Below are 26,572 nucleotides of genomic sequence, written 5' to 3' on the forward strand. Positions count from 1 at the left end.
GTTTGATGTTGGTGTTAACTCATTGCTATTTACTCATCCTAGATTTCCCCTTCCTAATTCCCTAACCCCCCTAACCCATCATGAGCAAACTGGTTATATTCAAGATTGGCAAAGGTGATTTTGAACAAGGTTTCCCAGTTACTATCGAGATTTGTGAAGAGGGTAAGCTTCCCTACAAAGAGTATAGAGATGAAAAACTGCCGCCAGCTCCCGAACTTCCCGAAATTTATCGGCAGTGGCAGCAGAAATATTATGGCTTAGAGTCAATGCGAAGAGTCATTAAAATCCCTCCTGCCCAAAAGACCAATTTTTCTACAAAAAAAGAGTGTGAAGACGCTGCTGAAGATTTAGAAGATTATTGCATAGAGTGGTTCAACGGAAAAAATTCATCTTTTAAAGATTTACGGAGTCATGTACGAGAAGAAGTTGAAAAAAAAGAACCGGCGCGGATTATCTTCCAAACAGAGAATGAACTGCTACGGAAGCTTCCTTGGCATTTGTGGGATTTATTTGAGCGTCTTCCCCATGCGGAATTTTCCATTAGTGCGCGGTATGCTCCCCATAGCCCCCCGCTGAAAACCCCTGTTAAAATCCTGGCGATTTTAGGCAGTAGCGAAGGCATTGATATCAGCGAAGATCGCAAGCTTTTAAAAGCATTACCCGGAACCAAAGTTTGTTTCCTAGACGAACCCAAACGAGAAGAACTGAACGAGTATTTGTGGGATCTCCCTTGGGACATTCTGTTTTTTGCCGGCCACAGTTCCAGTTATGAAGAAGGAAAAGGCGGAGAAATTCAGCTCAACGACGCTGAAAGTCCATCCCTGGATAAATTGAGAAATGCCTTAAAAAAAGCAATTGAAAATGGCTTGAAGCTGGCAATCTTTAACTCTTGTGATGGAGTCGGTTTGGCAAAGGAGCTGGTAGATTTAAACATTCCCCAGGTCATCGTCATGCGAGAACCTGTTCCAGATCGCGTCGCGCAGAAATTTTTACGGTACTTCTTGCACTATTTCTCCGCCGGAGAATCGTTTCATCAGGCAGTGCGAGAAGCGCGGGAGAAATTGCAGGGATTAGAAGAGGAATTTCCCCTGGCTTCTTGGCTGCCCGTTATCTACCAGAATCCCGCAGAAAAGTCGCCAATTTGGCCTCAATCTCCTATGACTCGACTCCAAAATAAAATTTGCCGGCTTTGGCTAAACAACAAGGTGGCGGTTTTATTAGGAGGGACGATGGCAACTGCGATCACAGTTACGATAGGTTCTCGAATATTTCCTTACCTTTTCCCACCTTCCCATACTGAACCACAGCCAGAGATTGCTCGGATCAGTTTAGGCGAAAAACTGCTGATTACTCAAAAAAATAATCCAGACAAAGAAAAGGGAATAAAAGCTTTTTCTAATGAAAAATTTGATGATGCCATCACATACTTCTTAAGCTCTCTTCGGAAAAACAGAAACGACCCAGAAACTCTGATTTACCTAAACAATGCGCTCGCTAAACAGAAGGCAGCGCTTAATACGGGTGAAAAGCTGAAAATTGCAGTCAGCGTTCCAATTGGCAGGGAGTCTAATGTTGCGGAAGAAGTTCTGCGTGGGGTTGCCCAGGCTCAGAGTGAATTGAATTGTGGCCTTGAAGAAATTTCGCGTGCAATTGAAAAGGCTCAAATGAACCTGAATTGCAGTGGCGGCATTCACGGGAAATTGTTGGAGATCGCAATTGCTAATGACGAAGATAATCCTAAAATTGCCGAACAAGTAGCCGAAAAACTCGCGGACACTCTGGATATCTTAGGGGTGATCGGTCATTATTCTAGCGACAGCACCCTGAAAGCAGGAGACGTGTATGACGCAAAAAGACTCGTTGTAATTTCTCCCACCAGTACGGCTGTCAATCTATCTAATTTCAGTGAGTGGGTTTTTCGCACAATTCCCAGTGACGCAATCTCAGCCCAAAACCTAGTTAAGTATATGTTGAACGAACTCAACGCTACCAGAGCTGCTGTTGCCTATCACCGGAACAGCACTTATAGCGAGTCTCTCAAGAACGAGTTCCGAAAACGGCTTCCTTCGCAGAAATTTGTTGCTGAGTGCGATCTATCTCAAGGACACTTCAGCGCAGACGACTGCGTGAATCTAGCCAAACAAAACCAAGCAGAGGTACTGCTGCTAGTTCCCGGCACGAAAGATTCCTTGGAAAAGGCATTTCTTGTGATCAATAGCAACAATGGCTCACTAAAGCTATTGAGTGGCGGTGATATCTACAACGCAAGAATGCTCAAAGATTCTGGGGAGAAAGCTGAAAAGGGCAAAATGGTGATGGAAGTTCCCTGGCATGAGCCTAGCTCTGAATTTGCCCGGAAAACTGAAGACTTTTGGAAGGAAGCTGCAAGCTGGCGGACGGTTATGGCATACGATGCCACCCAAGCAATGGCTGAAGGGTTAAGGAGGATTAACGGAAGTCCTGATCGCCAGAGGTTGAGACAGGTACTTTCAAGCTCTGATTTTTCGGCAATCGGCGCGATGGGAAACGTAGAATTTGAGCCATCCGGTGATCGCAAGCACTCTTCCAATATCGGAGTCTTAGTTCAAGTTCAACCCAATTCCAGTGGGAATTTTCAGTATGGGGTTCCTCGGCTGGAATAGCTGCTTTTGATAGTCTGATGCTTACAGAGCGTTGTTAAGTCTTATTTACTTCAACTGTTCGGCTTCAAAACTTCAACCGCCCTTCTGTGAGCCTGTAATAGCAAAGGACAACTCTCCCCTTGAATGTTGCGTGCCGATGAATCTTGCTGAATCGGAATTTTAATCACAAACGTCGCACCTTCTCCGGGGGTTGAAATACATTGCAGTTCACCCCCGTGTTTGTCCACCACAATTTGGTAACTGATCGCTAACCCTAACCCCGTGCCTTTACCCACCGGCTTTGTGGTAAAAAACGGATCAAAAAGTCGCCGGCATACTTCTTCCGTCATACCGGGACCATTGTCAGAAATTGAGATAGTAACAAACTCAGAACCGGCTGCTTCTGTGCGAATGCGAATACAAGGCACGGCAGATTTAGAGTGATGATTTCCATTTCCCTCAGAGGCATCGTGCTTCTCTGCTTCCTCCAGCGCCTCAATTGCATTGCTGAGGATATTCATAAACACTTGGTTAAGCTGGCCGGCATGACATTCAACCGGCGGCAAGTTGCCATATTCTTTAATAATCTCAATATTATCAGAACCCGTCTTTGTTTCCAGCCGGTGTTGCAACAGCAGCAAGGTATTATCGAGTCCTTCATGAATATTAACCGGCTTCATTTTCGCTTCGTCTAGCCGGGAGAAGTTCCGTAAGGACAACACAATTTGGCGGATACGTTCAGCGCCGACTTTCATCGAAGATAGCACCTTAATTAAATCTGAGATTAAAAACTCGATATCAAGTTCTTCTGTAGCCACTTTAATTGCCGGCACCGGCTCAGGATAGTGTTGCTGATACAAGTGCAGCAAATCTAATAAATCTTGAATATATTGCTGTGCCGGCGTAATATTGCCGTAAATAAACGTGACTGGGTTGTTAATTTCATGCGCGATGCCGGCAACCAACTGTCCCAAACCAGACATTTTTTCTGCTTGAATAAGCTGAGCTTGTGCTTGTTGGAGATCCTTTAATGCTTGCTCTAAAGTGACATTTTGCTCAGCGAGTTGCTGGGAGGCGCGAGTTTCTCTCTCTAAAAGTTGAGCTTGAGCCAGCGCAATGCTGACTTGATCGGCTAATTGTTGCAAAAGCTCAATCTCAAAGCTCGTCCACTCGCGTGCAGTGGCGCACTGATGGGCGATTAACAAGCCCCACAATTCCTCCCTTTGCAAAATTGGCACCACCAAGTTCGCTTTCACATCAAGCCGGTGTAACAATTCTGCATGGCAAGGTTGCAGATTCGCCTGTGCCACGTCAGTGATCGCACTAATTCGCCCCCCCCGGTATCGCTCGATGTATGACTCTCGAAAGCAAGGGTCTGTGATATTCTTTTCCACAATTGCTTTAATGCCGGGAAGCACGGCTTCTGTCACCACCGTTCCCGAACCATCTTGCCATATTCGGTAAATTACTACCCGGTCAGTTCCCAGCAGTTGCAGGATTTCATTAACGGTGGTTTGAAGAATTTCTTCAATTTGCAAAGACTGGCGGATTTTAAGCGTCAATTCTGCGAATAATTGCGACCGTTGGTGCTGCTTTAGTAACTCTTTTTCCGCTTGCTTGCGCTCTGTGATATCACTAATAATGCCGGCGACTCGCACCGCCATTCCCCGCTCATTTCGCTGAGCTTTTCCCCGACAAGAGCAATAGCGGTATTTCCCGTTTGAGTGGCGAATTCTAAACTCTACATTGCAATCCCCACCTAATTCTAAATGGGAGACAATTGCATCTTTGATTTTAATTTGATCTTCTACATGAATACGTTCGTAAAAATATTCTAAACTCCCGTAATAAAATTCAGTTTTAGGAACACCTAGAATCTCAAAAAATCGCTCATTAGAATAAAGCTTATTATTAGAAATATCCCAATCCCAAATGCCATCATTAGAGCCTTCCAAAACTAGCCGGTAGCGCTCTTCACTTTCCTTGAGCTTTTCAGTTGCCTCGGCTGCTTGGATTTCAGCGCGGTGAATGCGAATGACATTGTGCAGCCGGCTAGATAAAATCTCTGGTGAGAGCTTCCCCTTAGAAAGATAGTCAGACGCCCCAGCTTTCATTAGCTCAACGGCAACTTGCGCGTCTTCCTGACCTGTGAGGGCGATGAGGGCAACTTTGATGCCGGCCTCACGCACCGCTTGCACCAGAGCGATGCCATCCGCATCTGGCAGACAGTAGTCAACCAACACGCAATCAAAAGATTGTAGTTTCAAAGCAGCGATCGCCCCTGCACAATCAGCGGCTTCCGACACTTCCACCGCCAAACCCGCCGCTTTCAGCGCTCGGCAGACTGCCATGCGATCCACTTCATCATCATCGACCACTAGGATTTCAAAAGTCTCTTCCATGACCATCCGCTTTCAGCTGTGCTTCCTTCGATTTAATGGGTAGTGCCCCTGCGGTGCCATCCCTCCCAAGGGGGATTTAATATGGGCAAAGATCAGCAATTCCTGTTTGGAAAGTTGGGATTCACGACAACGAAAAAGTTAAAACTTCAGTGTAAAAAATTAAATAAACTCAGAAATGAACTGAAAATTATAAAACTGTTTTATGCAGACAGGCTGAGTGCCGAGGTTCAGGATGAGTGGGTGTTGCGCTTGCGCCACATCGCCCCACTCAGTCTATTGAGATCACGTGACACAATTCAGTATCCAGCCATAAAAAATTGCTGACTGTTGCTACGGGATTTCACTCAGCGTCCAATATTTGTTAAGCGTCGCAATCGCATCAACAAAACTAGAGAATGTTACGGGTTTGAGAATGTATCCCGCAACATTTAAGTGATAAGCTTCCACCTTATCTTTATCTTCATTCGAGGTCGTCAGTACAATTACTGGGATTGCTTTTAGGGAAGTGTCCGCACGCAATTCCCGTAAAAACTCAATTCCATTCATTTTTGGCATATTGATATCGAGCAAAATGAGGCGGCGCTGAGGGGGAACTACCGGCGCTTCCCCGTTTCCGCGTAACATCAACAAAGCCTCTAAACCATTATTTGCAACGTAAAGAGGATTCGTGATGTTGTTTCTTTTGAAAGCTCGTCGGACATTCATCACATCAACCTCATCGTCCTCAACAAGCAGGAGATGAATCATCGTTTGTTCCATCATTTTAGTGGTGTGCAATTGGTTGCTTTGGCCAGGTAAAGCTAAAAGTAGAGCCTTGACCTGCCTGGGATGTCAGCTTAATGGTTCCCCCCTGGGTTTCTACAGTTTTTTTAACAAGCGACAGACCGATGCCGGTGTTCTCGACCTTATCGCGAGCTTCCAAAGTCTGAAAGATCACAAACACTTTTTCATGATATTCAGGGGCAATGCCAGGGCCGTCATCAGCCACAGCAAACTCGTAAAAGTCTCCGAGGTCTTTTACTGATATTTTCACATGACCGGCTTGCCTATGGTTATGTTTAATGGCATTGCTGATTAAATTGGCAAAAACTTGCTCTAAGAGCAACCGTTCTGTAACCAATGCCGGCATTTCGGGTTCAACCTCAATTGTGAACGATGCCGGTGGTGCCAGAGAATCCAGGATATCTTCTAGCAAGCTAGCAACGCTTACAGTTTCTAAGGCACTTTTCACGCGCCCAACACGAGAATACTGCAACAGCGCCTCAATTAGGGCTTCCATGCGGTGGACACGCCCGCGCAGCAGGTTCATTTGATGCTGGGTATCCTCGGTTAACAGATCTTCGAGGTCTTCTTCTATCCAGCTGCTGAGGTTAGCGATCGCCCGCAGCGGTGCTTTCAAATCGTGGGAGACAACATAAGCAAACTGGTCGAGTTCTTGGTTACGTTTCTTTAAATTTGCTGTGGTTTTGGCCAAAATCGCTGTGGTGCGCGAAAGTTCTTCTGCTCGCCCTTGCAGCGCTTCCTCCGCCTGCTTGCGAAACGTAATGTCTTCAACAACTCCCATCAGCGTTTGGTTGCCCCCCGGATCGCGCAAAAGCGAGACACTGAGATTGACCCACACCGGCATCCCATCTTTACAGATGTAACGCTTCTCGATCGCGTAAGTTTCAAGGTTACGCGCTAACAGTTGATGCAAGGACTCTAGCTCTGTTTTGAGGTCTTCTGGGTGGGTAAAGTCTTGAAACTTCATTTGCAGAAGTTCTTCGCGGGTGTAGCCCACAATTTCACAGAGCTTTTGATTTACCATAATCAACCGGCCCTCTAGGGTGGTTTGGGCCATCCCCACTGCTGCCTGCTCGAAGGTGGCGCGGAAGCGCTGTTCACTCTCCGCTAAAGCCGCTTCTGAGTGCATCCGCTCTGTGATATCCTCAAACGTTCCTAAAATTCCCACTACATTGCCGGCTCCATCGGTTAGGGGAATTTTATTCGCATCGACCCAAATCGTTTTGCGATCTGGCATCTCTAAAAATAAAGGCTCAACCATGTGATACATGGGGGTGTTGGTTTCCATCACCTGCCGGTCAATTGCATAATAGCGTTCTGCTTCCTCTCGGCTGATGGGCATATCGTAGTCAGTAAGCCCGATGATATCTGCGCGATTCTTTAAACCCAACAGCCACGCAACGTTGTCATTGCAGCCCAGGTAAACTGAATTGCGATCTTTCCAAAAGATAAACTGCGGGATGTTGTCCATCACCAGCTGCAACATTTGCTGTGAGTCCCGCAGCGCTTGCACCCAACGCTGGCGTTCTGTGATGTCGTTGTTAATTTCTAAGATGGCTGTCGGCTGCCCTTCTTCATCTCGCTGTAGCGTCCACCGACTGGAAACGGTCACTTTTGTCCCATCGCGTTTGGTGTGTTCGAGCTGTCCTTCCCACCGGCCTTGATTGAGCAAGGCTTGTTTGATTGCCTCTAGGGGTTGGGGAAATTTTGTTTTTAAAAGCGTGTGAATCTGCTGGCCGAGTATTTCTTTGTTTTTCCATCCGTACAGATGTCTAGCACCTTGATTCCAGTAGGTAATGTTATCGTTCAAGTCGCGGATGATGATGCTGTCATTGGCTAAATCGAGCAGTTGTGCTTGGTTTCGCACGGTTTCATCGGCTTGCTGGCGCTCAGTAATATCGCGGCAAATCGCGATGAACAGGCGCTCTGTGGCGAGGTGCATTTCGCTGATGGCCAAATCCATTGGGAAGGTGATGCCGTCCTTGCGCCGTCCGGTGGTTTCTCGCTGGCAGCTGCTGATTTTAGTAGTTGGGGTGGTCAAAAAGTAGTTAAGTGAGTCACTGCTCGTCCCTTCACGAACAGGTTCCGTGATCAGCTGCCTGATGTTCATCCCTGTGACTTGTACCGCTTTATAGCCAAAGATCCGCTCTGCGGCAGGGTTGAAAGACTCAATATTGCCTCGCTCATCGAGGGTTATAATTCCATCTGGCGCGTTATCTACAACCGCTTGAATGCGAATTTTACTTTCTCGCAAACTGGCTTCCCGCTTCTTGAGCTGGCGATCTAAACGATCAAACAACTGCCAAGCTGTCCCGGCACCGACTAAGCCAAACAATAAAGCGAACCACTGAAAGCCGGTGGTTAAATCTCGCATCCGCACTACGTACTGATTGAGGGCACGTAATCGGCTTTCCTCTTGAGTGCTAAACTGAGCAATCTGCCGGCGCAAGGCATCCATTTTTAATTTGCCTTCAACCAGCTGGTTACTCAGTTCTGGCGATGTGCTGTTTGTCTTGCCCGAACGATTGATCAGTCCCACCGTTCGGTCAAAGCTGCTCATTCTTTCTTGAGCGCTTTGTTGAATTTGTTGGATTTGCTGCTCTTGGTCCGGATTGTTTTGAACCAAAATGCTGAGTTTTTCCAGCGAGTCTGGCAAATTGCTCTTGGCCGCTTGATAGGGTTCTAGAAATTCAGGACGCTTGGTAAGGGCGTAACCCCGAATGCCGGTTTCAGCATTCACAACATTTGTGAGTGCGCGATTGACTTCCCTCACAACTCGGTTGCTGTGGTTTTCTTGCTCTCGCCCATTAGAAACAATCTCGCGCAAGCAGGCGATTGCAATGAGTGAGCTAACCAGGCAGGTGACCGGAATGGCAATAATCAGTGTTCCTTGCCGGCGCACCTGTAAATCAAACCATCGGGAGCGCCAGTGTTTGGGCGCGAAGGCTTTCATGGATGATTACTCCCCGTTGGGTAATGTTGTATTGTACAGGCTCAAAAGTCTCTACTTTTATGGTGCACAACCTAACTTGAGCGCATTGATTGTTTAAGCCGGTCTTAAATTTATGGCAATAAAGTCCCTTAATTATTAATGATACTGGTATTTCAAGGGTTGAAGGTATTTTGTGCTAGGCGCATGGCCAGTAAGTCGCACATTTGTGCCGATTGTGCTGATTTTGCCAACAGACACTAAGTTACTGATAACACATTCTTAACCAGCAAGATATCAGGAACAGTTTTTTGTACTCAGCTACCATCCTTTACTTGGCTTGGATAAATGCTAAAAGCCAATTATCGAGGGTTGCACGCTGTCGCATTGATCTGCGGAGCCGGCGCAATCCCGTCTTGTATCTATGGCGCATGGGTTTCTGCCTGAAATTTACTTATCGGGTTGAAAATCATATAATTACTTCAGGCAATAGTTTTTAACTTAAGTCGTTAATATTTTTACTCGTTTTTAAAACTTTTAAATTATTTTGAGATATCAATAAAAAATTAAAAGTTTTATGAAAATAACTCAATAAATCTTAATGGTTAAAAATTAGTTTTCACTATTGTATGTTGTAAAATATAGCGGCATACCAAGAAAAGATGCTGGGCCACACAGAAGGAATTAATTTCACATCTTTTGATAACTTTATTACAATTGAGAGCATTACTGGCCGGCAGAAACAGAAACCTTTGTAATGAAACCATGCGAAAAATACGGTTGTTTATTGCCTCTAGCCTTGACGGATACATTGCGAGAACCTCAGGCAATGTGGATTGGCTGTTCACCGATCAAGATTACGGTTACACAGACTTTTTCGCCCAAATTGATACCTTGATTATGGGGAATAAGACGTATCAGCAAGCCTTGAGTTTTGGAGAATACCCATACAAAGGGAAGAAAGGGTTTGTTTTATCAAAAACTCGTGCCGGTGAAAGAGATAATAACGTAGAATTTGTGGGGGGCGATTTGAAAAGCTTCATCAACAAGCTGCTTAACCAAAGTGGGGGTGATATTTGGTTAGTTGGGGGAGCTGAGACGATTCATTATTTCATGAAACACGGTTTTGTCGATGAACTAATTCTTGCCATACACCCAACAATTTTAGGAGATGGCATCCCACTAATTGTGCGAGATCCGAGCTTGGAGACAGCACTTGAGTTGAAAGAGGTTAAGTCTTTTGAATCGGGATTGCTCCAAGTATTTTACGACGTGAAAAGAAACCCTACAGACACAGTCTGAAAGGGATACCGCGCAAGACGGTTAATTGCTGAATAAGCCGGTGTACGATCTCCTCGTTTGGAAGTATAAGTTTGAGATTTGTTAAGATTCTCTAGCTTGTTCGGCTATAAAGTACATTCTTGCAAAGGTTGATTTTTTAGGTTTTTTAATCACAGATTTTGCAAGTGAAACTTGAATGGCGAGCACAGCACATTCAAGTTTCACCAGTGCCGGCAGCTTATAGCAGATAAGGGTAACAGTTGGATGTGATTAAGCGGGTACTTTTAAGGTTTTGGCAAGAGGTTCAGTCGCTTTGCCGGCAGTTAGCATAAAATAGCACTGGAGCCGCTCTCGCACGAGGAATTTTATCCTGAATATCTCAGATATTACGCCAATCCCTACCCCACCTGCCGGGTTTAAATCCGGCTTCATCGGCATTATCGGACGCCCGAATGTCGGCAAATCTACGCTGATGAATTATCTGGTGGGGCAAAAAATTGCCATTACTTCGCCTGTCGCGCAAACTACCCGCAACCGGCTCAGAGGCATCCTGACGACTCCAGAAGCTCAGTTAATTTTCGTCGATACTCCAGGTATCCACAAACCCCACCACCAGCTTGGGGAAGTGCTGGTGCAAAATGCCCAAATTGCCATCCGATCCGTCGATGTGATTTTGTTTGTTGTAGATGCTTCCGTCCCTGCCGGCGGCGGAGATCGTTACATTGCAGAACTGTTGAACAATGTTGAAACGCCGGTTATTCTGGGGTTGAACAAAATCGATCAGCAACCCTCAGAGTCTGAACAGTTGGATGAGAGTTATCAGCAATTGATTGCCGGTCACGAATGGCCTATTGTGAAATTCTCCGCTATCACCGGCACTGGACTGGACACCCTGCAAACACTCCTCATCGAGCATTTAGAAGCCGGTCCCTATTATTATCCCCCGGACTTAGTCACCGATCAACCCGAACGCTTTATCATGGGCGAACTGATCCGGGAGCAAATTTTGCTTCTCACCCGTGAAGAAGTTCCCCACTCAGTCGCTGTCGTTATTGATATTGTGGAAGAGACGCCCAAAATTACCCGCATTTTAGCCACAATTCACGTCGAACGCGATTCTCAAAAAGGAATTCTCATTGGTAAAGGAGGCAGTATGCTCAAAGAAATTGGCAGTGCTGCCCGTGAACAAATGCAAAAGTTAATTGATGGGAAAGTCTATTTAGAGCTGTTTGTTAAAGTGCAGCCCAAATGGCGACAATCGCGCCAGCATCTAGCAGACTTGGGTTATCGGGTTGAGGAATAAGATAACTCATGGAGGATTAATTGTTCCTTCTTAAAAAGCTGTATGGGCAGATCAGCATTCAATTAAAACCGGCACCTCCCATTTTTATTTTAATGAATGGGTTCCAAAGCAAAGAACGTTTTAAAAATTTGGTTGCCCACCCCATTTAGCTGGATTTGTAAGTCATTCAAAAATTCATGCAACCCTTTTTGAATGATTTCATCAATCGTCAGATAATCCAGCTCCGAACGCAAGCGCCCTAACGCTCTTTCTCCCGGATCTCTCCACGTTCCCCCCGGCGTTCCCGTAATTTTATGAAGCGCCCGTTCTGAACGCAACAAGCAAAATCGAATTGAGCGCGGAAAATCTCGATCTAAAATCAAAAATTCTACAACGCCGGTGGGGGTAATTCGATGCTGACATTTGCGATACATTTCGTAAGCACTTGCAGAACGAAGTAAGGCGATCCACTGAATTTCATCCAGGGTTGTGCCAACGTCTTTTGCTGAAGGCAGCAAAATAAAATACTTCACATCTAAGATGCGAGTTATTTTATCTGCACGCTCTAAAAGCCGTCCCATCTGACCAAAATTCCACCCTTCATTATGGGTCATCGTGGCATCCATCACACCAGCAAATAGGTGACTTGCCATTTTGACTTGCGTAAAAAACTCATGCAAAGCGGATAAAGATTGGTCGGGATCGGCCTCTTTTACCATTAGATAAAAGGCATTGACTTGTTCCCACATTTCTGAGGAAATAATTTCTCGAATCGAGCGAGCATTTTCTCTGGCTAGTTGGAGGCATGAAAGGATAGAATTAGAATATTTTCTATCAAAAGTTAGAAACTGAATCACATTTTCTGCGGTTGCCTCACCGTAACGTTCTTTAAACAAAGGCAAATCCCCGGTTGTTATCACTAAAGGTTCCCACTGCTGAGTAGTGCCGGCAGGAGAATCTAAAAGTAAATTCAAATTCACATCAATAAATCGGGCAATATTTTCGGCTCGCTCCACATAGCGAGTCAGCCAATAAATAGAATTAGCAACGCGGCTCAACATTTACGAAACTTCCTCCGATTTTATAAAAACCTTGCGAACTTGCACTTTTTGCATTTAAAAACCTAAATTGCTATCTTGGTCACTCTTCACTTTGCAGGGTTAATTCTTCTGCCGGCAACAGTTGACGTTGTTTGCCATCGAGAATCGCGCTAACTGTCATATCTCCCATAACATTAATCGCAGTGCGGCAGCGATCAAGGAACCAATCAACCGAGATTAATAACGCAATGTATTGGGTGGGCAAACCAACCGCAGAAAATACCAACGTCATTGTTACCAAACCGGCTTCGGGAATGCCGGCGGCACCAACCGAGGCAAAAATGGATGTAATCACAACAATAAACTGCTGGGGCAGGGAAAGATTAATTCCCAGAACTTGGGCGACAAACAAAGCGGACATCGCCTCATAAAGTGCCGTCCCATCATTGTTGAAATTGCTGCCAACCAGCACCCCCAAGGAAGCAGAAGCTTCTCGCAAACCAATTTTTTCTAACATTGCCTGGTAAGTGATCGGCATCGTTGCGGTTGAGGAAGCGGTGGAGAAGGCAGTCAGCAGCGCATCCGATCCCCCTGCCAAGAAGTGTTGCGGACTCACCCACGATCCAAAGTACACTCGGCTGAGGTAATAGCAACCTTGCAAGAACAAAGCAACCAGCACCGCTACGATGAAGGCACCTAAAGCTTTAAAGGGTTCAAAGCCTTGCAACGCGACGGTTTTGGCAACAATTCCAAAAACAGCTAATGGGACGAGGGCGATCACCCAGTGCAAAATGCGGATCACTGCTTCAAATAACAGGGTGATGCCCTGTTCAAGTGCCAGGTAATCTGTCTTCCCTTGGGCGGTTTGCTCGGCTTTTAAGCCCCGTAGCACGATTCCAAACGCCAAAGCCAGAAAAATGAGCTGAATGACATTGTTATCTACCAGCGGCTTGAGAACGGCCTCTGGCACCATATCCTGAAGTAATCCCCAAGGATCGAGGGTTTTGCTGACTTCGGAGGCGTCTGAGGGGGCAGCAAGCCGGCCCCATCTACCGGGTTGCAGGACGTTTGCAACCAAAAGTCCGATGAGAATTGCGGCTAGGGTATTGGTTATCAGAAGAGTTGCCAGACGCCGGCCTGATCTGCCGGGGATGGTGGCTGTCATGAAGGCGTGGAGCACGGCCAACAAAATCAGCGGGGTGGCAAGGGCGCGGAGGGCTTTCAGAACTAGGTTGCAGGGAATTGCCAGGTTGTTGATAAAGACGATATTGCTAGGGCTGGGTTGGCCGGCACCTAAAGCAATTCCTAATAAGACTGCCACAATTAGGGCAATGAGTATCTGCAGGTAAAGTGGGATACGCTGCCACAATGGGCGGGGTTTGTTTTCTGGCTTTTCCATGTTCTATTTTTTATTTTTAACCGCAGATAAATAATGATTGGTTGCCGGCCTTCTTTGGAGTTTTTTAACCGTAGATGCAGGCAGATAAACGCAGATAACGCTGATGGATAAGGGTTGGATGCCGGCGCTATTTATCTGTGGTTAAAAAGGTTTAGTGAGTGAGTACCCAGGTATCTTTTGATCCGCCTCCTTGGGAGGAATTTACAACTAAGGAGCCTTTTTTAAGGGCAACGCGGGTTAAGCCGCCGGGATTTACATAGATTTCTTTGCCATAAAGAATATAGGGCCGCAAGTCTACATGGCATCCTTCAAAATGATCGTCTACGAGTGTGGGAACTCGTGACAAGCAAAGAGTGGGTTGGGCGATATAATTGCGGGGATTTGCTTGAATTCGTTGGGCAAATTCTTCTCGTTCTTCTTGTGAAGCGTGAGGGCCAACTAACATTCCGTAACCACCGGATTCATTGGCTGCTTTGACAACAAGTTTGTCTAGGTTGCCTAGCACGTATTCTAACTGCTTTGGTTCCCAACATAAATAGGTAGGAACGTTGGGCAAAATTGGGTCTTCACTGAGGTAATAGTGAATCATTTGGGGCACGTAGGCATAGATGACTTTATCATCTGCAACCCCTGTACCTAATGCGTTGGCAATGCCAACACGACCGGCCCCGTAAACTTCCATAAAACCGGGAATTCCAATTAAGGAATTAGGACGAAAAACTTTAGGATCAATAAAGTCGTCATCAATGCGCCGGTAAAGCACATCCACCCGCTGCAACCCTTTTGTGGTTCGCATTTGTAAGTAACCATCTGCAACCACTAAATCTCGCCCTTCGACTAATTCTACGCCCATTTGCTGAGCGAGGAAAGAATGCTCAAAATAGGCGGAATTATAAATACCCGGAGTAAGAACAGCAACGGTCGGATCTGCTAAATTTTTTGGGGCTAAATTCAGTAAGGTTTCTAGCAGATGGCCGGGATATTTATGCACCGGCTCAATTTCCATTGTCCGAAACACTTGGGGAAAGGTGGTTTTCATCACCCGCCGGTTTTCTAGAACGTAAGAGACCCCTGAAGGACAGCGAAGATTGTCTTCCAAGACATACCATTGTCCATCTCTATCACGCACCAGATCAGTGCCGGTGATGTGACACCAAATGCCTGCCGGTGGTTTCAACCCCATGCAAGGTGGAAGAAACCCTTTAGCCGAGTGAATTAATTCTGCGGGAATAATGCCATCTTTAATAATTTTCTGTTCCCCGTAGATATCTGCGATGAACAGATTTAAGGCAAAAATCCGCTGTTTGAGTCCCGCTTCGAGTTTTGCCCATTCGCCGGCTGCAACAATACGCGGGATAATGTCGAAAGGAAAAATTCGCTCCGTCCCCTCACTATCACCGTAGACACTAAACGTTACACCTTGCTTAAACAGCGCAATTTGTGCTGCCTGCTGCCGGCGCTTCAATTCCCCTTCAGATAGTGAGTGAATTCTTTCTATCAAAGGAGTCGCTTCTGGGCGGGGTTTGCCCTTGCCGGCGAACAGTTCATCGTAGAAATCCCCTGGATCGTAACTATCAAATCGCACTTCCAGCCATCCACCTGTCTTAACTTTTTTCTGATTGACGCAATTGATTAACCAATCAATGGCACCGCAAGCGTATCAACACCGGCAACCGCGTCACCTTTAAACTGGTATAGATGTTAGCGGTATTGTTTAACTGTAGCTGGGAATACAGCACACCTCTCAGCAGGGATAAGTTTTTTAACAAAAGCCCTCCCTCACACGCCACTTGATGCCGGCAGCCCCCTAAACCCATCTAAATTACATCTGCGTTTATCTGCGTGCATCTGCGGTTAAAAAATAAACCCTCTGCAACCAAATGCCGGCACCCCCCCTAAACCTATCATTTCTTCATCTGTGTTTATCTGTGTGCATCTGTGGTTAAATAAATCCTAACCTTTCAATAATCGCTAAAAAATCTGCCAAAATCGGCTCCATATTTTCATCGCTCAACACCGGCACATGAACAAAAATACATTGAGATTGCCAACAAGACGAACTGCATAAATAGTTTAGTACCGAATAATAAAGCGCCTCACACACAAACTTCCCCGCCTCATGGCTAATTTCCGTAACCGATAAACCTGATATAATTTTTTCAAGATCAACAGAAGTTTGTAGCATATCATCCCCACACACCGCCCTCGATTCTACTGTTAATTTTTCTCTGCCTTCTGCCATACCGCAACAGACAATCACATCCGGTTGCAATTCCGCAATTTTAGCGAGCGCGAGAGCAGGAGCAAGTTCAAAATCAACCGGCAGCTTCCGTAAGAAAGTCAGAGAAGAAGGAATACAATCTATTTGGCAAACTCTTTCTAATAAATCATCAGAAGAATTCGAGATTTGATGAGGAAGCCAAGTATCAAAGGATGTTAACAAGATTTTTCGGCGCATAAAAACCAGCCGGGACGTTTTATAATAATTAGGAGCGATCACTACTATAAATAAAGGAACCCGATCAATGCCAGTCATCGCTGTCGTAGACTATGACATGGGAAATTTGCACTCAGTCTGCAAAGGGTTAGAGAATGCCGGCGGATCGCCAAAAATTACGGACGATCCAAAGGTGATCGAGTCCGCTGCTGCGGTTTTGCTGCCTGGAGTCGGTGCGTTTGATCCAGCCATTCAGCACTTGCGCTCTCGTAATTTAATTGAACCTGTGAAAAATGCGATCGCCTCCGGTAAACCATTTTTAGGCATCTGCCTGGGTATGCAAATACTCTTTGACAGTAGCGAAGAAGGCAAAGAACCGGGTTTAGGCGTTATCCCTGGAGTGGTGCGCCGGTTTAAGCATGAACCGAAGCTGACGATTCCTCACATGGGCTGGAACCAGCTAGAATTTACACAGCCAGATGTCCCCCTATGGCAGAAACTTGCGCCTCAGCCTTGGGTTTATTTTGTCCATTCCTATTATGTTGATCCAATTGATCCCAGCGTGAAGGCAGCAACGGTGACTCACGGCAGCCAGACTGTAACGGCTGCGGTTGCTCGTGATAACTTGATGGCAGTGCAATTTCACCCAGAAAAATCTTCGAGTGCCGGCTTACAAATGCTAGCGAATTTTGTCAGTTTGGTGAATGTGCCGGCAAACGTGCATTGAGTTTTTGTACAGTTTAAAAAGTGCCGGCATTTTCAGTTATCTCGATTTAAATTAAAGTGCCGGCGCAGAAATTTATAAAAAAAGAATTTATCTCTTATCCCAATATCTTTGTGTCGTTAATAACAGAGGATGGGCAGAGTATATTAACAAATACCTAGGGACTTATGAGCCTGAGAATTTACGGCAACCGCCAGATCAAAACTTTACCGACTTTGGATACGCGACCTACAGTGGCACGGGTGCGAGAAGCTGTATTTAATATCTGGCAAGGCACGATCACCGACTGTCGTTGGTTGGATCTGTGTGCCGGCACCGGCGCAATGGCAGCAGAAGCTTTGTGTCGGGGTGCGGCTGAGGTGATAGCCATTGAAAAATGGAATCGCGCCTGCATCATCATTGAGGAAAATTTGCAACAAGTCGCCGGGGAGGATCAGACATTTCAGGTTGTGCAGGGAGATGTCGTCAAACGATTGAAAATTCTTGCCGGCCAGCAGTTTGATCGGATATACTTCGATCCCCCCTATGCTAGCAATCTTTACCAGCCGGTGTTAGAGGCGATTGTAAATCACCAGCTACTCGCACCGGAAGGCGAACTCGCAGCCGAACACAGTCCTAATCGGTTGCCGGTGAAAGCCATCACCGACTTGGAAATATGCCGGCAGAAAGTCTACGGTAACACCGCCTTAACCTTCTACCGGCATATTAGTTCTGATGCTTTACCAGAAGTCAGTCACCCCTAACAACTGACAGCTAGCGCTTAAATGCCCAACTTATTGCCCCGTTTGAACTGCTCATAAGCCTTGAAAAACAAACCGGCAAGGGTGATGGCAATCAGTCCGAGCACAATACCTGACAGTAACGGTTCTACCACGTTAATTCTCCTTGAGTCCTGAGCGATTGATTAAGGTTTTTTTCCTGATTCTCATACTACTAGCTCTAGCGGCAAAACAGGAAAGACCTGCTAAGAGTTTGCCATAAAGGCACTAGGGACAAGTATGACAACGCCTAAAGTCCTCTCCCCCTGTTTCCCGTGTCCCTCCTCAAAGGTGATCAGCAGGCCGGGATAACTCTCTGAGCTTGCTTACACTCTCCCTATCTTTTAAGCTATGTTATTAAACGAAAAGCTTTTTGTACATCTTTCTTTAAATTCTCAGCTTTTGAATAACCAGCTGGCCAAACCTGAAATGGAAAGTCTTCTCCAGCGAACCGCCGTCGCGGGGCTGGCGGCGATATTGCTCACTGTATTGGGAGTTGTCGGCTTTTACCACATTCAGGCATCTGACCCTTACGTTAAAAGCGTTTTATCCATGAATGGCGATGCAGTTCAGGGTCACGCAATCTTTCAAATGAACTGTGCCGGCTGTCATGGCGTGCAAGCACAAGGCCGCGTTGGGCCAAGCCTAGATGGCATTTCCCAGCGCAAGTCTCGCGTTCGCCTCATCAAACAAGTCATCAGCGGACAAACCCCACCCATGCCCCAGTTCCAGCCTAGTGCTCAAGAAATGGCCGATTTGCTCAACTATCTGGAAAAGCTTTAACTGAATTGCTGGGCGTAATAACGGGCATACCGACCGGCTCGATCTAGCAATTCCTGATGAGTGCCAGACTCCACAATACGCCCCTGTTCCATGACTAAAATCCGGTCAGCGCGGCGCACACTAGCCAGCCGGTGAGCGATGATAAACACAGTGCGGTCTTGCATTAAGCGTTCTAAAGCTTGCTGCACAAGGGCTTCAGATTCAGAATCAAGGGCTGAGGTGGCTTCATCCAGAATCAGAATTTGAGGGTTCAACAGCACAGCACGGGCGATCGCAATTCGCTGACGCTGTCCCCCAGATAAGTTGACACCCCGTTCACCCACCCAAGTATGATAGCCATCACTCAGTTGGGTAATAAAATCGTGAGCATTCGCGATTTTAGCGGCTTCTTGAACATCTTTGAGATCAAATTGAGCCTGACCGAAAGCAATATTTTGGGCAATGCTACCCGAAAAAAGCGTGACTTCTTGGGGAACAATGCCGATCTGCCGGCGCAGACTGCGAAGGGTCACATCTTGAATCTTTACGCCATCAATGAAAATTTCACCGGCTTGGGGATCATAGAAACGCGGTAATAAATTAACCAGCGTTGTTTTACCGGCACCCGATGCACCCACCAATGCGATCGCTTCTCCCGGCAGCACCAGCAAATTTAAGTTTTGCAAAACTGGCGTTGAAGTTTCAGCATTTGGAGAAGGGGCGTTTTCCTCGCCTCCTACGGTTTGCTTCTGATAGGCAAAGGAAACATTGCGATATTCTACTTTGCCGGTGACATGAGGGAGAGCGATCGCATCTGGTTTTTCTTGAACGGTTGGTTGAATGGCGAACAGTTCAAAAATTCGGTCTACAGATGCTTCAGTTTGCTTAAACTCACTGTAATTGCTGGTCGTTAGGGAAATCGGATCAATTAACAGTGCGACGGCTGTAACGTAGCTAATAAAACCGGCACCTGTTAAATTTCCTTGGGATATTTGCCACCCTCCCAAGAAAAAGAGTAATAAGATACTCATCGCTTCCAGAAAGCCAACCACAACAAATTGAAGCGCTTTGACTCTTTCTGCTAAATATTTCGCCTGCCGGTTGTGTTCGGCTTCTTTACTAAAACTATTAATGGCGTACTCTTCCGCAGCAAAAGCTTGCACCAAGCGAATACCACTAAACAATTCTGTGAGAAGGGAAGATAAATTAGATGTGCGGTTTTGACTACTGCGGGAGAAAACAAGCAGCCGTTCCCCAAACCAGCCGATTAAAAAAGCCATCAGTGGCGCAATAATCAGCGCAGCAAGGGTTAGCTGCCAGTTGAGCCAAATCATGTAACCTAAGACTACAATCAGTTGCAAAATGCAGGGAACGAACTGATGGAAGACTTTATTGATAATTTCCCCGATGCGATCAATATCTTCAGTTAGCCGGTAGGAAAGATCGCCGGTTTTCGCAGTCGCAAAGTAGTCAATGCTCAGTTGTTGCAAGTGAGCATAAACTTGTTTACGGAGGTCTAAAGCAATTCTCAAAGCAGCTTTAGCCATTAAAGCATCTTGCCCATATTGGACAGTGCCTCGGATCAGGAAAATGATCGCGGCGACTCCTGCAAGTTGGAGGATCGCCACGACATTCCCATCCCCAATAAAATTGGCCATGCGACCGGCTAACCAAGCAAGGATGGGCCAAAATACGGTAAACCCCAAAGTACAAGCCAATGCTTTCGCAATTGTTTGCCATTGGGTTCTGATGTAAGGCAGTAGTTGCCAATAACTAGAGCGCGTTTTCAAGCGGTTTTTGCTACAAAAATATCCTGTATTAAGCTACCAGCTTTCAGGTTTAATTAATCAATGCTTCAAGATTATATTTAAGTGTTCATTCTCATTCTTTTTCTAACGACCCAAATTATAAATCCAGCGATTAAAATGGCAAGGACGATTTTACTAAGCGGGCCGATGTACGTTTCTACAAGTTCATAGTGATCACCCAACACAAAGCCGGCAACGGTGAGCAAACCCACCCACAGAAGTGTGCCGATGGTTGAGTAAAATAGAAATGGCAGCAACTCCATGCCGTTAATACCGGCAGGAATAGAAATTAGGGTGCGAATTCCAGGCACAAGCCGGCCAAAGAATACAGCTTGCTTGCCATATCTGTTAAACCAGTTATTCACTTTTTGAATATCTTTGCCGGATACAGAAATCCACTTGCCGTATTTCTCGGCCAAAGCCTGCAATCTCTCATCACCTAACAGTTTGCCGGCATAATACCACGGCAGCGCCCCTAGCATGGTGCCCAACACGCCCGCAAAAATGGCCGGCGCAAACTCCATTTTGCCTTGGGAGATTGTGAAACCGGCCAGCGGCATGATTAACTCTGAGGGGATGGGGGGAAATAAGTTTTCCAAGAACATCAGCAACCCAATTCCCAAGTAGCCAAGGGAAACCATGATGTTCGATATCCATTCCTGCATAGGGTTATTTGTAAGTGGTTAGTGGTGATTGATCAACGTAGGGGCAAAGCATTTGAGGGCAAGAAAACAGGGTTTAAACTTAAAATTTATCACTCGAATGCTTTGCCCTTTTTAAATTCTCAATTTTTTGCGTTCCCAAGAATTTTACTTGAGAACGCAAGCATACAAACTTCAGCGTGTGGAAAATTATTTCTCGTTTCAATCTGAAGTAATTATCGGCACTATCGGACGGCAATCATTTCTAAATAGAGAATTTTTGAGGCTGGCACAAGTTACCGCCTCAAAAAAACTGAGAAATAACCAACACTAAGACCGCTCAAAGCAGATCAAGAATTCCTTAAGTCCCTGAAGTCCAAGAGTTAATGTACTCAGTTTGATCAGGCGTCAGGGAGTCAATATTAATTCCCATTGCCTGTAACTTCAGCCGTGCAATTTCTTTATCAACCTCAGTCGGGATCGAGTGAATACCGGCTTCCAAGTTGCCTTTATTCTTCACCAAATACTCCGAGGCTAAAGCTTGGTTAGCAAAGCTCATATCCATCACTGCGCTGGGGTGTCCTTCAGCGGCAGCGAGGTTAATCAAACGTCCTTCGCCCAAAACAATCACAGATTTGTTGTTATTCAGACGATATTCTTGGGTGAAAGACCGAACGGTTTTCACTTCAGAAGCGCGAGATGCCAGCGCCTTGAGGTCAATTTCAATGTCAAAGTGGCCAGAGTTGCAAACAATCGCGCCGTCTTTCATAGCATCGAAGTGTTCGCCACGAATGACGTGTTTGTTGCCGGTGACCGTGATAAAAATGTCTCCCTGTGCGGCTGCCTCGTCCATCGGCATCACACGGAAACCATCCATCACCGCTTCAATCGCTTTGGTCGGGTCAATTTCGGTGACAATCACGTTAGCGCCCATGCCGCGTGCACGCAGCGCTGTGCCTTTGCCGCACCAACCGTAACCGGCAACCACTATCGATTTACCGGCTAACAAGATATTGGTCGCGCGGATAATCCCATCAAGGGTTGATTGGCCGGTGCCGTAGCGGTTATCAAAGAAATGCTTAGTATCAGCATCATTGACGTTCATCGCCGGGAAAGTTAGCACCCCATCGCGGAACATCGCGCGAAGACGAACAATGCCGGTGGTGGTTTCTTCCGTTGTCCCGATCAAATCACCAATTTGGTCAGGGCGTTCCTGGATCAGCGTCGCAACGACATCGCTGCCGTCATCAATGATGATATTGGGTTTGTGATCGAGGGCAATTTGAACGTGCCGGTGGTAAGTGTCATTGTCTTCGCCTTTGATCGCGTAGACAGAAATGCCATAATCGGCAACGAGGCAAGCGGCAACATCATCTTGGGTGGAAAGCGGGTTGCTGGCAATTAGCAAAGCGTCAGCGCCACCCTCTTTCAGGGCAATTGCCAAGTTAGCGGTTTCCGTCGTTACGTGGCAGCAGGCTATCAGACGGATGCCGGCAAACGGCTTTTCTTTGGCAAAACGTTCGCGAATTTGCCGCAGCACCGGCATTTCCCGCCCAGCCCATTCAATCCGCTGCCGTCCAAGGGCTGCGAGGGACAGGTCTTTAACTTCGTGTTTGATCTGGGTTTGAGTTGCGGTCATAAACTTGGTTATTTGACAAACTTTACCTTAACAAACTAACTAGCGTCCTGCATATAGTAAAAAGCGCAATTTTAAATCGCTACATATAATTCACGACTGACGCTTTGGGGCAGCAGGAGGCGGCTTGATAGCCGGCTGTGAAGCACCCTTTGGGGTTGGGATTGCAGGGCTAGCCGTTGTTTTTTGGGTGGGTGTTGGGGGAGTCGCGGGATCTTTCTGGTCAGACCGGACTTCCGAAACTTGACCTACTTGAAAAACTAACACAAATTTCTGCCCCAGCCTTTCATAAAGGTAGTCTTCCACCTGGCTTACCTGCTTAGAGGTGACGGGTGTTTTTGCCCGCACACTTAAGTAGACTTCCGGAGGCTTTTTGTTCCAGTTCACCTCAATCGGTCTAATTAAATTGACTTGCTGGCCAACGGTAATGGTTTCACGAAGCAGTTTTTCCTTAAGCGTTGCTTGCACTCTGGCTTGTGTGAGTAGTGTCCAAAAACTTAAAAATAGGGGGATCACGAGGATGCCGGTGAGGGCGAGTACCCACCCCAAAGCTCGTCCCAACCGACTGCCTTCTAAATAGAAACCTCCCCAAATGAAGACCAGCATACAGGCCAAGGTAATGCCCAAGAGGTTGGTTAAGTAAAGTAAGAAAGCCCCCCAACTCGCTGCCCAACTTGCCTGGGAGAGGCTAATACCGATCACACACAGGGGCGGCATCAGGGCGACAGAAATCGCAGTACCGGCAACCGCATCGCCGATTTTAGGCCGGATTTTAGCAAAACCACTAATGAAGCCGGCGGCAACAGCGATGGCTAGATCCCCTAAATTTGGTTGCGTACGTGCGAGGATTTCTGAAGCAAATTCTGAAGCCGGCAAGCTAACAAGACGCCCAACTGACCACGAGAGAAGGACTGCGACTACAGTGCCGGCGCTGACAGTAATTAGGCTTTGGCGGAACAAAATCAAGTCTCCCTCTAACGCCCCAAGGGCCAATCCCCGCAGCGGCAACATTAGGGGCGCAATAATCATCGCACCAATGATCACAGCCGCACTATTGCTCAACAGGCCAAATGTGGCGATCAGGCAAGAACTGACCGTCAGAACCAGATAGTTCACTTCCATCTGTGAGTCTTCTACCAAGTTCTGACGCAGTTTTTCTAACTCTTCTTGAGAGACTTTTTGCATAAATATTGGCGTTCGAGTTTGGAGGGTTGCCGGCGCACCCTTAGCAATGGTTGCCGGCGGTAATAAAACTTACATGGGAGGGCAACCTTTTATGATGAATACTTCCTATCGTCTGGTTTTATTGGCTTAATAAAAGAATTTTTTATACAAAAAGCAATCGAGTCTGACATTTAGCAGCGGCTTGATGTTCCTCAAGTTAACTCGATCAGAACGGAAACTTTGCTAATTCTAAAAAAATAGCCGTGTGCGCGAATTTAAACCTAGCAGACAGGAGAGTGCGTTCATCTTACATCACCGGCACGCTCAATCCCTTCAAACTCCGTCCCTTTTCTTCCTCGCTTAACCCCTTACTCTGGATTAATACCCCAAAATTACCCAATCCCATCGGATTCATTAACTGGTGCAACGCCTCGCGCCGGCGCAGTAAACTCGAAATATCTTGTGTCTGCATATTGGAAAGCGCCGCAATACGAGATCCCAAACCTAGCGCCATCAAAAATAATCCTTGCTGAACAAATCCCACCGGCTGCAACCGGCACAATGCTCCCTGACGCTGCAAAGCCGTAAAATCGACATGAGCGGTGATATCCTGCCGGCCTACATTAATATAAGGGTCGTTATGATGGGCGTGCTGGTAGTAACATTGCAAGGTTCCCTCGCGTCGTTGCCGGCTGTAATATCGCTCAGCAAGATAGCCATAATCAATCGTCAGCACATACCCGCGTTGCAGCCGGTTTGCCACCGTTTGCATCCACTCTAACGCCGCCAAATTCACCTCGCTGCGATAGCCATCTTCATAGCCACCCCCCAGCAAATCAATCCCTACAAATTCAAAATACTTGGCAATTTCCGGGGTAGAAAGTTCTCCCGCCTCTTCCTTGAATAAAGCGGGAGAGTCTGGGTTGTTCGTTATATAAATTTCTTTTAATTGTTCGTCTTTAATCAAAAACTGATGCACCGGCAGCGCATCTACTAACTCATTAGAAAAAAAGCAACCTGTGATCGATTCTGCCGGCATCTCTTCCCAACCACACCAGCGCAAATTAGCGCCAAACCTTGACAATTTCAATAAAATATGTTTTTGTTCTTCAATCAGCGCCGCAGCTTTTTCAACAATGATATATTCTAAAACTTCAAAACAATCAAAATAGTGTTTGTGTAAATATTTCAGCACATCCGCCGCGAGCAACCCTTGTCCTGCACCCATTTCTACTAATTGAAACGGGGCCGGTTTTCCCAGAATTTCCCACATTTCATAAAATTGTTCTGCCAGCAATTCGCCAAAATCAGCACCGAGATGCGGCGAGGTGAAAAAATCACCTTTCGTCCCAATATTGACTTGATTCGTTGCATAATAACCGTGCTGCCGGTGGTACAGCGCCAAATCCATATACTCAGCAAATGTAATGCGCTTGTGGGGACTTTCGGCAATTTGCTGAGCAATGATTTCGCAAAGCTGCCGGTTGCTCTCATCCATAATAATATTTGGATTTTTTAAACCGCAGATAAACGCAGATAAACGCAGATGAAGACAAGTTATTTTTAGCTTTTAACCGCAGATAAACGCAGATAAATACAATCTATCTGTGTTTATCTGTGGTTAATAATATCTTATCTGTCAACCGATCCCATGATCACGTCAATACTGCCCAAAATCGTCACAATATCTGCAACTTTCATCCCCCGCAATAGCTGAGGCAAAATTTGCAAATTAACGAAATCAGCAGCCCGAATTTTCCAGCGCCAGGGGAACACATTATCATCTCCGATAATGTAAATTCCTAACTCACCTTTGCCGCTTTCAACACGGACATAATGTTCGCCTTTAGGAATCTTGAAAGTGGGAGCAATTTTCTTACCAATAAACTGGTAATCAAAGCTATTCCACTCAGATTTTGGCCCTTCTGCCATGCGTTTGGCTTCCAGATTTTCAAATGGGCCACCCGGCAATCCTTTCAATGCTTGGCGAATAATCTTCACCGACTCGCGCATCTCCCGAATTCGCACTAAGTAACGCGCCATACAGTCGCCGGCAGTTTCCCAGTGGATTTCCCAGTCGAAGTCATCGTAACACTCGTAATGGTCAACCTTCCGCAAGTCCCACTTAACCCCTGAAGCGCGTAACATTGGGCCAGAAAGTCCCCAGTTAATCGCTTCGTCACGAGTGATGGTGCCAATTCCCTCAACGCGCCGGCGGAAAATTGGGTTATCTGTAATTAAACGCTCATATTCATCAACTTTGGGATCGAAATAGTCGCAAAAATCTTCGCACTTATCTACCCAACCGTAAGGCAAATCCGCCGCAACTCCCCCAATTCGGAAGTAGTTGTTATTCACCATCCGGTAGCCGGTTGCAGCTTCCCAGAGGTCATAAATCAGCTCACGTTCCCGGAAAATGTAGAAAAAGGGCGTCTGAGCACCAACGTCAGCCATAAATGGGCCAAGCCAAAGCAAATGGTTGGCGATCCGGTTCAACTCCAGCATAATCACGCGGATGTAGCTGGCGCGTCTGGGAACGGCAATATCAGCCAGTTTTTCCGGCGCATTTACGGTAACTGCTTCGTTGAACATTCCCTCTGCGTAGTCCCACCGGCTAACGTAGGGAACGTACATGATATTGGTGCGATTTTCGGCGATCTTTTCCATTCCCCGGTGCAAGTAGCCGATCACCGGCTCACAATCCACCACATTCTCGCCGTCGAGAGTCATAATTAACCGCAGCACCCCGTGCATGGAAGGGTGGTGGGGACCCATGTTGAGGATCATGGGTTCTGTTCTGGTTTCAATCCTTGACATCGCTCAGCATTCTCCCCTTTATACAGTTTCGAGCCGCCGCACCCAGTTTATGTTGGATTGTGGATGTTGGATAAAATCGCCCATCTCC

Annotated in this window: 21 protein-coding genes; 6 read left to right on the forward strand and 15 right to left on the reverse strand. The window is 46.4% G+C overall.

The genetic code is table 11. From position 1 onward, the window contains the following. Nucleotides 1-80 precede the first annotated feature (80 nt). Nucleotides 81-2,642 (forward strand): ABC transporter substrate-binding protein, encoded by a 2,562-nt coding sequence (locus H6F73_RS07260; protein WP_190758094.1) that lies wholly within the window; start codon nt 81-83, stop codon nt 2,640-2,642. A 50-nt stretch (nt 2,643-2,692) separates the two neighbouring features. Here H6F73_RS07260 and H6F73_RS07265 read toward each other — a convergent pair whose 3' ends face one another. From H6F73_RS07265 to H6F73_RS07275, 3 genes are all read right to left on the reverse strand, one after another. Further along, a complete protein-coding gene (locus tag H6F73_RS07265) occupies nt 2,693-5,023 on the reverse strand; it encodes a GAF domain-containing protein (RefSeq protein ID WP_190758095.1) in 2,331 nt (776 codons plus the stop codon). Nucleotides 5,024-5,353: 330 nt separating this feature from the next. Continuing rightward, entirely contained in the window at nt 5,354-5,770 is a 417-nt protein-coding gene (locus tag H6F73_RS07270; protein WP_347239485.1) for a response regulator, read from the reverse strand. Nucleotides 5,771-5,786: 16 nt separating this feature from the next. Beyond that, nucleotides 5,787-8,759: a PAS domain S-box protein gene (locus H6F73_RS07275; protein WP_190758096.1), complete on the reverse strand. Its 2,973-nt coding sequence runs from the start codon at nt 8,757-8,759 to the stop codon at nt 5,787-5,789. Nucleotides 8,760-9,500: 741 nt separating this feature from the next. On the opposite strand from H6F73_RS07275, the gene H6F73_RS07280 reads away from it, so the two are divergent. Together H6F73_RS07280 and era are read left to right on the forward strand one after the other, a co-directional pair. Continuing rightward, nucleotides 9,501-10,037: a dihydrofolate reductase family protein gene (locus H6F73_RS07280; RefSeq protein ID WP_190758097.1), complete on the forward strand. Its 537-nt coding sequence runs from the start codon at nt 9,501-9,503 to the stop codon at nt 10,035-10,037. A 346-nt stretch (nt 10,038-10,383) separates the two neighbouring features. Then, nucleotides 10,384-11,319, forward strand: coding sequence for a GTPase Era (gene era, locus H6F73_RS07285; protein WP_190758361.1), 936 nt, complete (start codon nt 10,384-10,386; stop codon nt 11,317-11,319). Between the two features lie 89 nt (nt 11,320-11,408). Here the strand turns inward: era and H6F73_RS07290 are convergent, their stop codons facing one another. The 5 genes from H6F73_RS07290 to H6F73_RS07310 all read right to left on the reverse strand — a co-directional run bounded on the left by H6F73_RS07290 (nt 11,409) and on the right by H6F73_RS07310 (nt 16,195). Then, the gene (locus H6F73_RS07290) at nt 11,409-12,359 is read right to left on the reverse strand and encodes an alpha-E domain-containing protein (protein WP_190758098.1); all 951 of its coding nucleotides are present in this window, start codon (nt 12,357-12,359) and stop codon (nt 11,409-11,411) included. Nucleotides 12,360-12,438: 79 nt separating this feature from the next. After that, nucleotides 12,439-13,737 carry a dicarboxylate/amino acid:cation symporter gene (locus tag H6F73_RS07295; protein WP_190758099.1) on the reverse strand — a complete coding sequence of 433 codons (1,299 nt, stop codon included), beginning with the start codon at nt 13,735-13,737 and terminating at the stop codon, nt 12,439-12,441. Between the two features lie 151 nt (nt 13,738-13,888). Next, nucleotides 13,889-15,322 carry a circularly permuted type 2 ATP-grasp protein gene (locus H6F73_RS07300; protein ID WP_190758100.1) on the reverse strand — a complete coding sequence of 478 codons (1,434 nt, stop codon included), beginning with the start codon at nt 15,320-15,322 and terminating at the stop codon, nt 13,889-13,891. Between the two features lie 55 nt (nt 15,323-15,377). Next, on the reverse strand, nt 15,378-15,554 hold the full coding sequence (locus H6F73_RS07305) for a hypothetical protein (RefSeq protein ID WP_190758101.1): 177 nt from the start codon (nt 15,552-15,554) through the stop codon (nt 15,378-15,380). Between the two features lie 125 nt (nt 15,555-15,679). Further along, nucleotides 15,680-16,195 carry a peptidase C15 gene (locus tag H6F73_RS07310; protein WP_190758102.1) on the reverse strand — a complete coding sequence of 172 codons (516 nt, stop codon included), beginning with the start codon at nt 16,193-16,195 and terminating at the stop codon, nt 15,680-15,682. A 67-nt stretch (nt 16,196-16,262) separates the two neighbouring features. Here H6F73_RS07310 and hisH point away from each other — a divergent pair, with 67 nt between their 5' ends. Beyond that, nucleotides 16,263-16,901: an imidazole glycerol phosphate synthase subunit HisH gene (gene hisH / locus H6F73_RS07315; RefSeq protein WP_190758103.1), complete on the forward strand. Its 639-nt coding sequence runs from the start codon at nt 16,263-16,265 to the stop codon at nt 16,899-16,901. Between the two features lie 164 nt (nt 16,902-17,065). Next, complete coding sequence (gene rsmD / locus H6F73_RS07320) at nt 17,066-17,641, forward strand: 16S rRNA (guanine(966)-N(2))-methyltransferase RsmD (RefSeq protein WP_190758104.1); 576 nt, start codon at nt 17,066-17,068, stop codon at nt 17,639-17,641. A 17-nt stretch (nt 17,642-17,658) separates the two neighbouring features. Here rsmD and petG read toward each other — a convergent pair whose 3' ends face one another. Then, complete coding sequence (gene petG / locus H6F73_RS07325) at nt 17,659-17,772, reverse strand: cytochrome b6-f complex subunit V (RefSeq protein WP_190671339.1); 114 nt, start codon at nt 17,770-17,772, stop codon at nt 17,659-17,661. A 313-nt stretch (nt 17,773-18,085) separates the two neighbouring features. Between petG and H6F73_RS07330 the strand changes: the two genes are divergently transcribed. Further along, complete coding sequence (locus H6F73_RS07330; protein WP_347239486.1) at nt 18,086-18,439, forward strand: cytochrome c; 354 nt, start codon at nt 18,086-18,088, stop codon at nt 18,437-18,439. Here the strand turns inward: H6F73_RS07330 and H6F73_RS07335 are convergent. The 6 genes from H6F73_RS07335 to H6F73_RS07360 all read right to left on the reverse strand — a co-directional run bounded on the left by H6F73_RS07335 (nt 18,436) and on the right by H6F73_RS07360 (nt 26,484). After that, entirely contained in the window at nt 18,436-20,208 is a 1,773-nt protein-coding gene (locus H6F73_RS07335) for an ABC transporter ATP-binding protein (RefSeq protein ID WP_190758106.1), read from the reverse strand. The genes H6F73_RS07330 and H6F73_RS07335 overlap by 4 nt on opposite strands. Before the next feature lie 77 nt (nt 20,209-20,285). After that, on the reverse strand, nt 20,286-20,867 hold the full coding sequence (locus H6F73_RS07340; RefSeq protein ID WP_347239487.1) for a DedA family protein: 582 nt from the start codon (nt 20,865-20,867) through the stop codon (nt 20,286-20,288). Nucleotides 20,868-21,228: 361 nt separating this feature from the next. Beyond that, complete coding sequence (gene ahcY, locus H6F73_RS07345; RefSeq protein ID WP_190758108.1) at nt 21,229-22,506, reverse strand: adenosylhomocysteinase; 1,278 nt, start codon at nt 22,504-22,506, stop codon at nt 21,229-21,231. Between the two features lie 90 nt (nt 22,507-22,596). Further along, complete coding sequence (locus H6F73_RS07350) at nt 22,597-23,688, reverse strand: DUF389 domain-containing protein (RefSeq protein WP_190758109.1); 1,092 nt, start codon at nt 23,686-23,688, stop codon at nt 22,597-22,599. Between the two features lie 286 nt (nt 23,689-23,974). Further along, the gene (locus H6F73_RS07355) at nt 23,975-25,165 is read right to left on the reverse strand and encodes a class I SAM-dependent methyltransferase (RefSeq protein ID WP_190758110.1); all 1,191 of its coding nucleotides are present in this window, start codon (nt 25,163-25,165) and stop codon (nt 23,975-23,977) included. Nucleotides 25,166-25,299: 134 nt separating this feature from the next. Then, the gene (locus H6F73_RS07360; RefSeq protein ID WP_190758111.1) at nt 25,300-26,484 is read right to left on the reverse strand and encodes an NAD(P)H-quinone oxidoreductase subunit H; all 1,185 of its coding nucleotides are present in this window, start codon (nt 26,482-26,484) and stop codon (nt 25,300-25,302) included. Nucleotides 26,485-26,572: the final 88 nt, after the last annotated feature.

Source organism: Microcoleus sp. FACHB-68, from assembly GCF_014695715.1.
In the GTDB taxonomy this organism is placed as follows: domain Bacteria; phylum Cyanobacteriota; class Cyanobacteriia; order Cyanobacteriales; family Oscillatoriaceae; genus FACHB-68.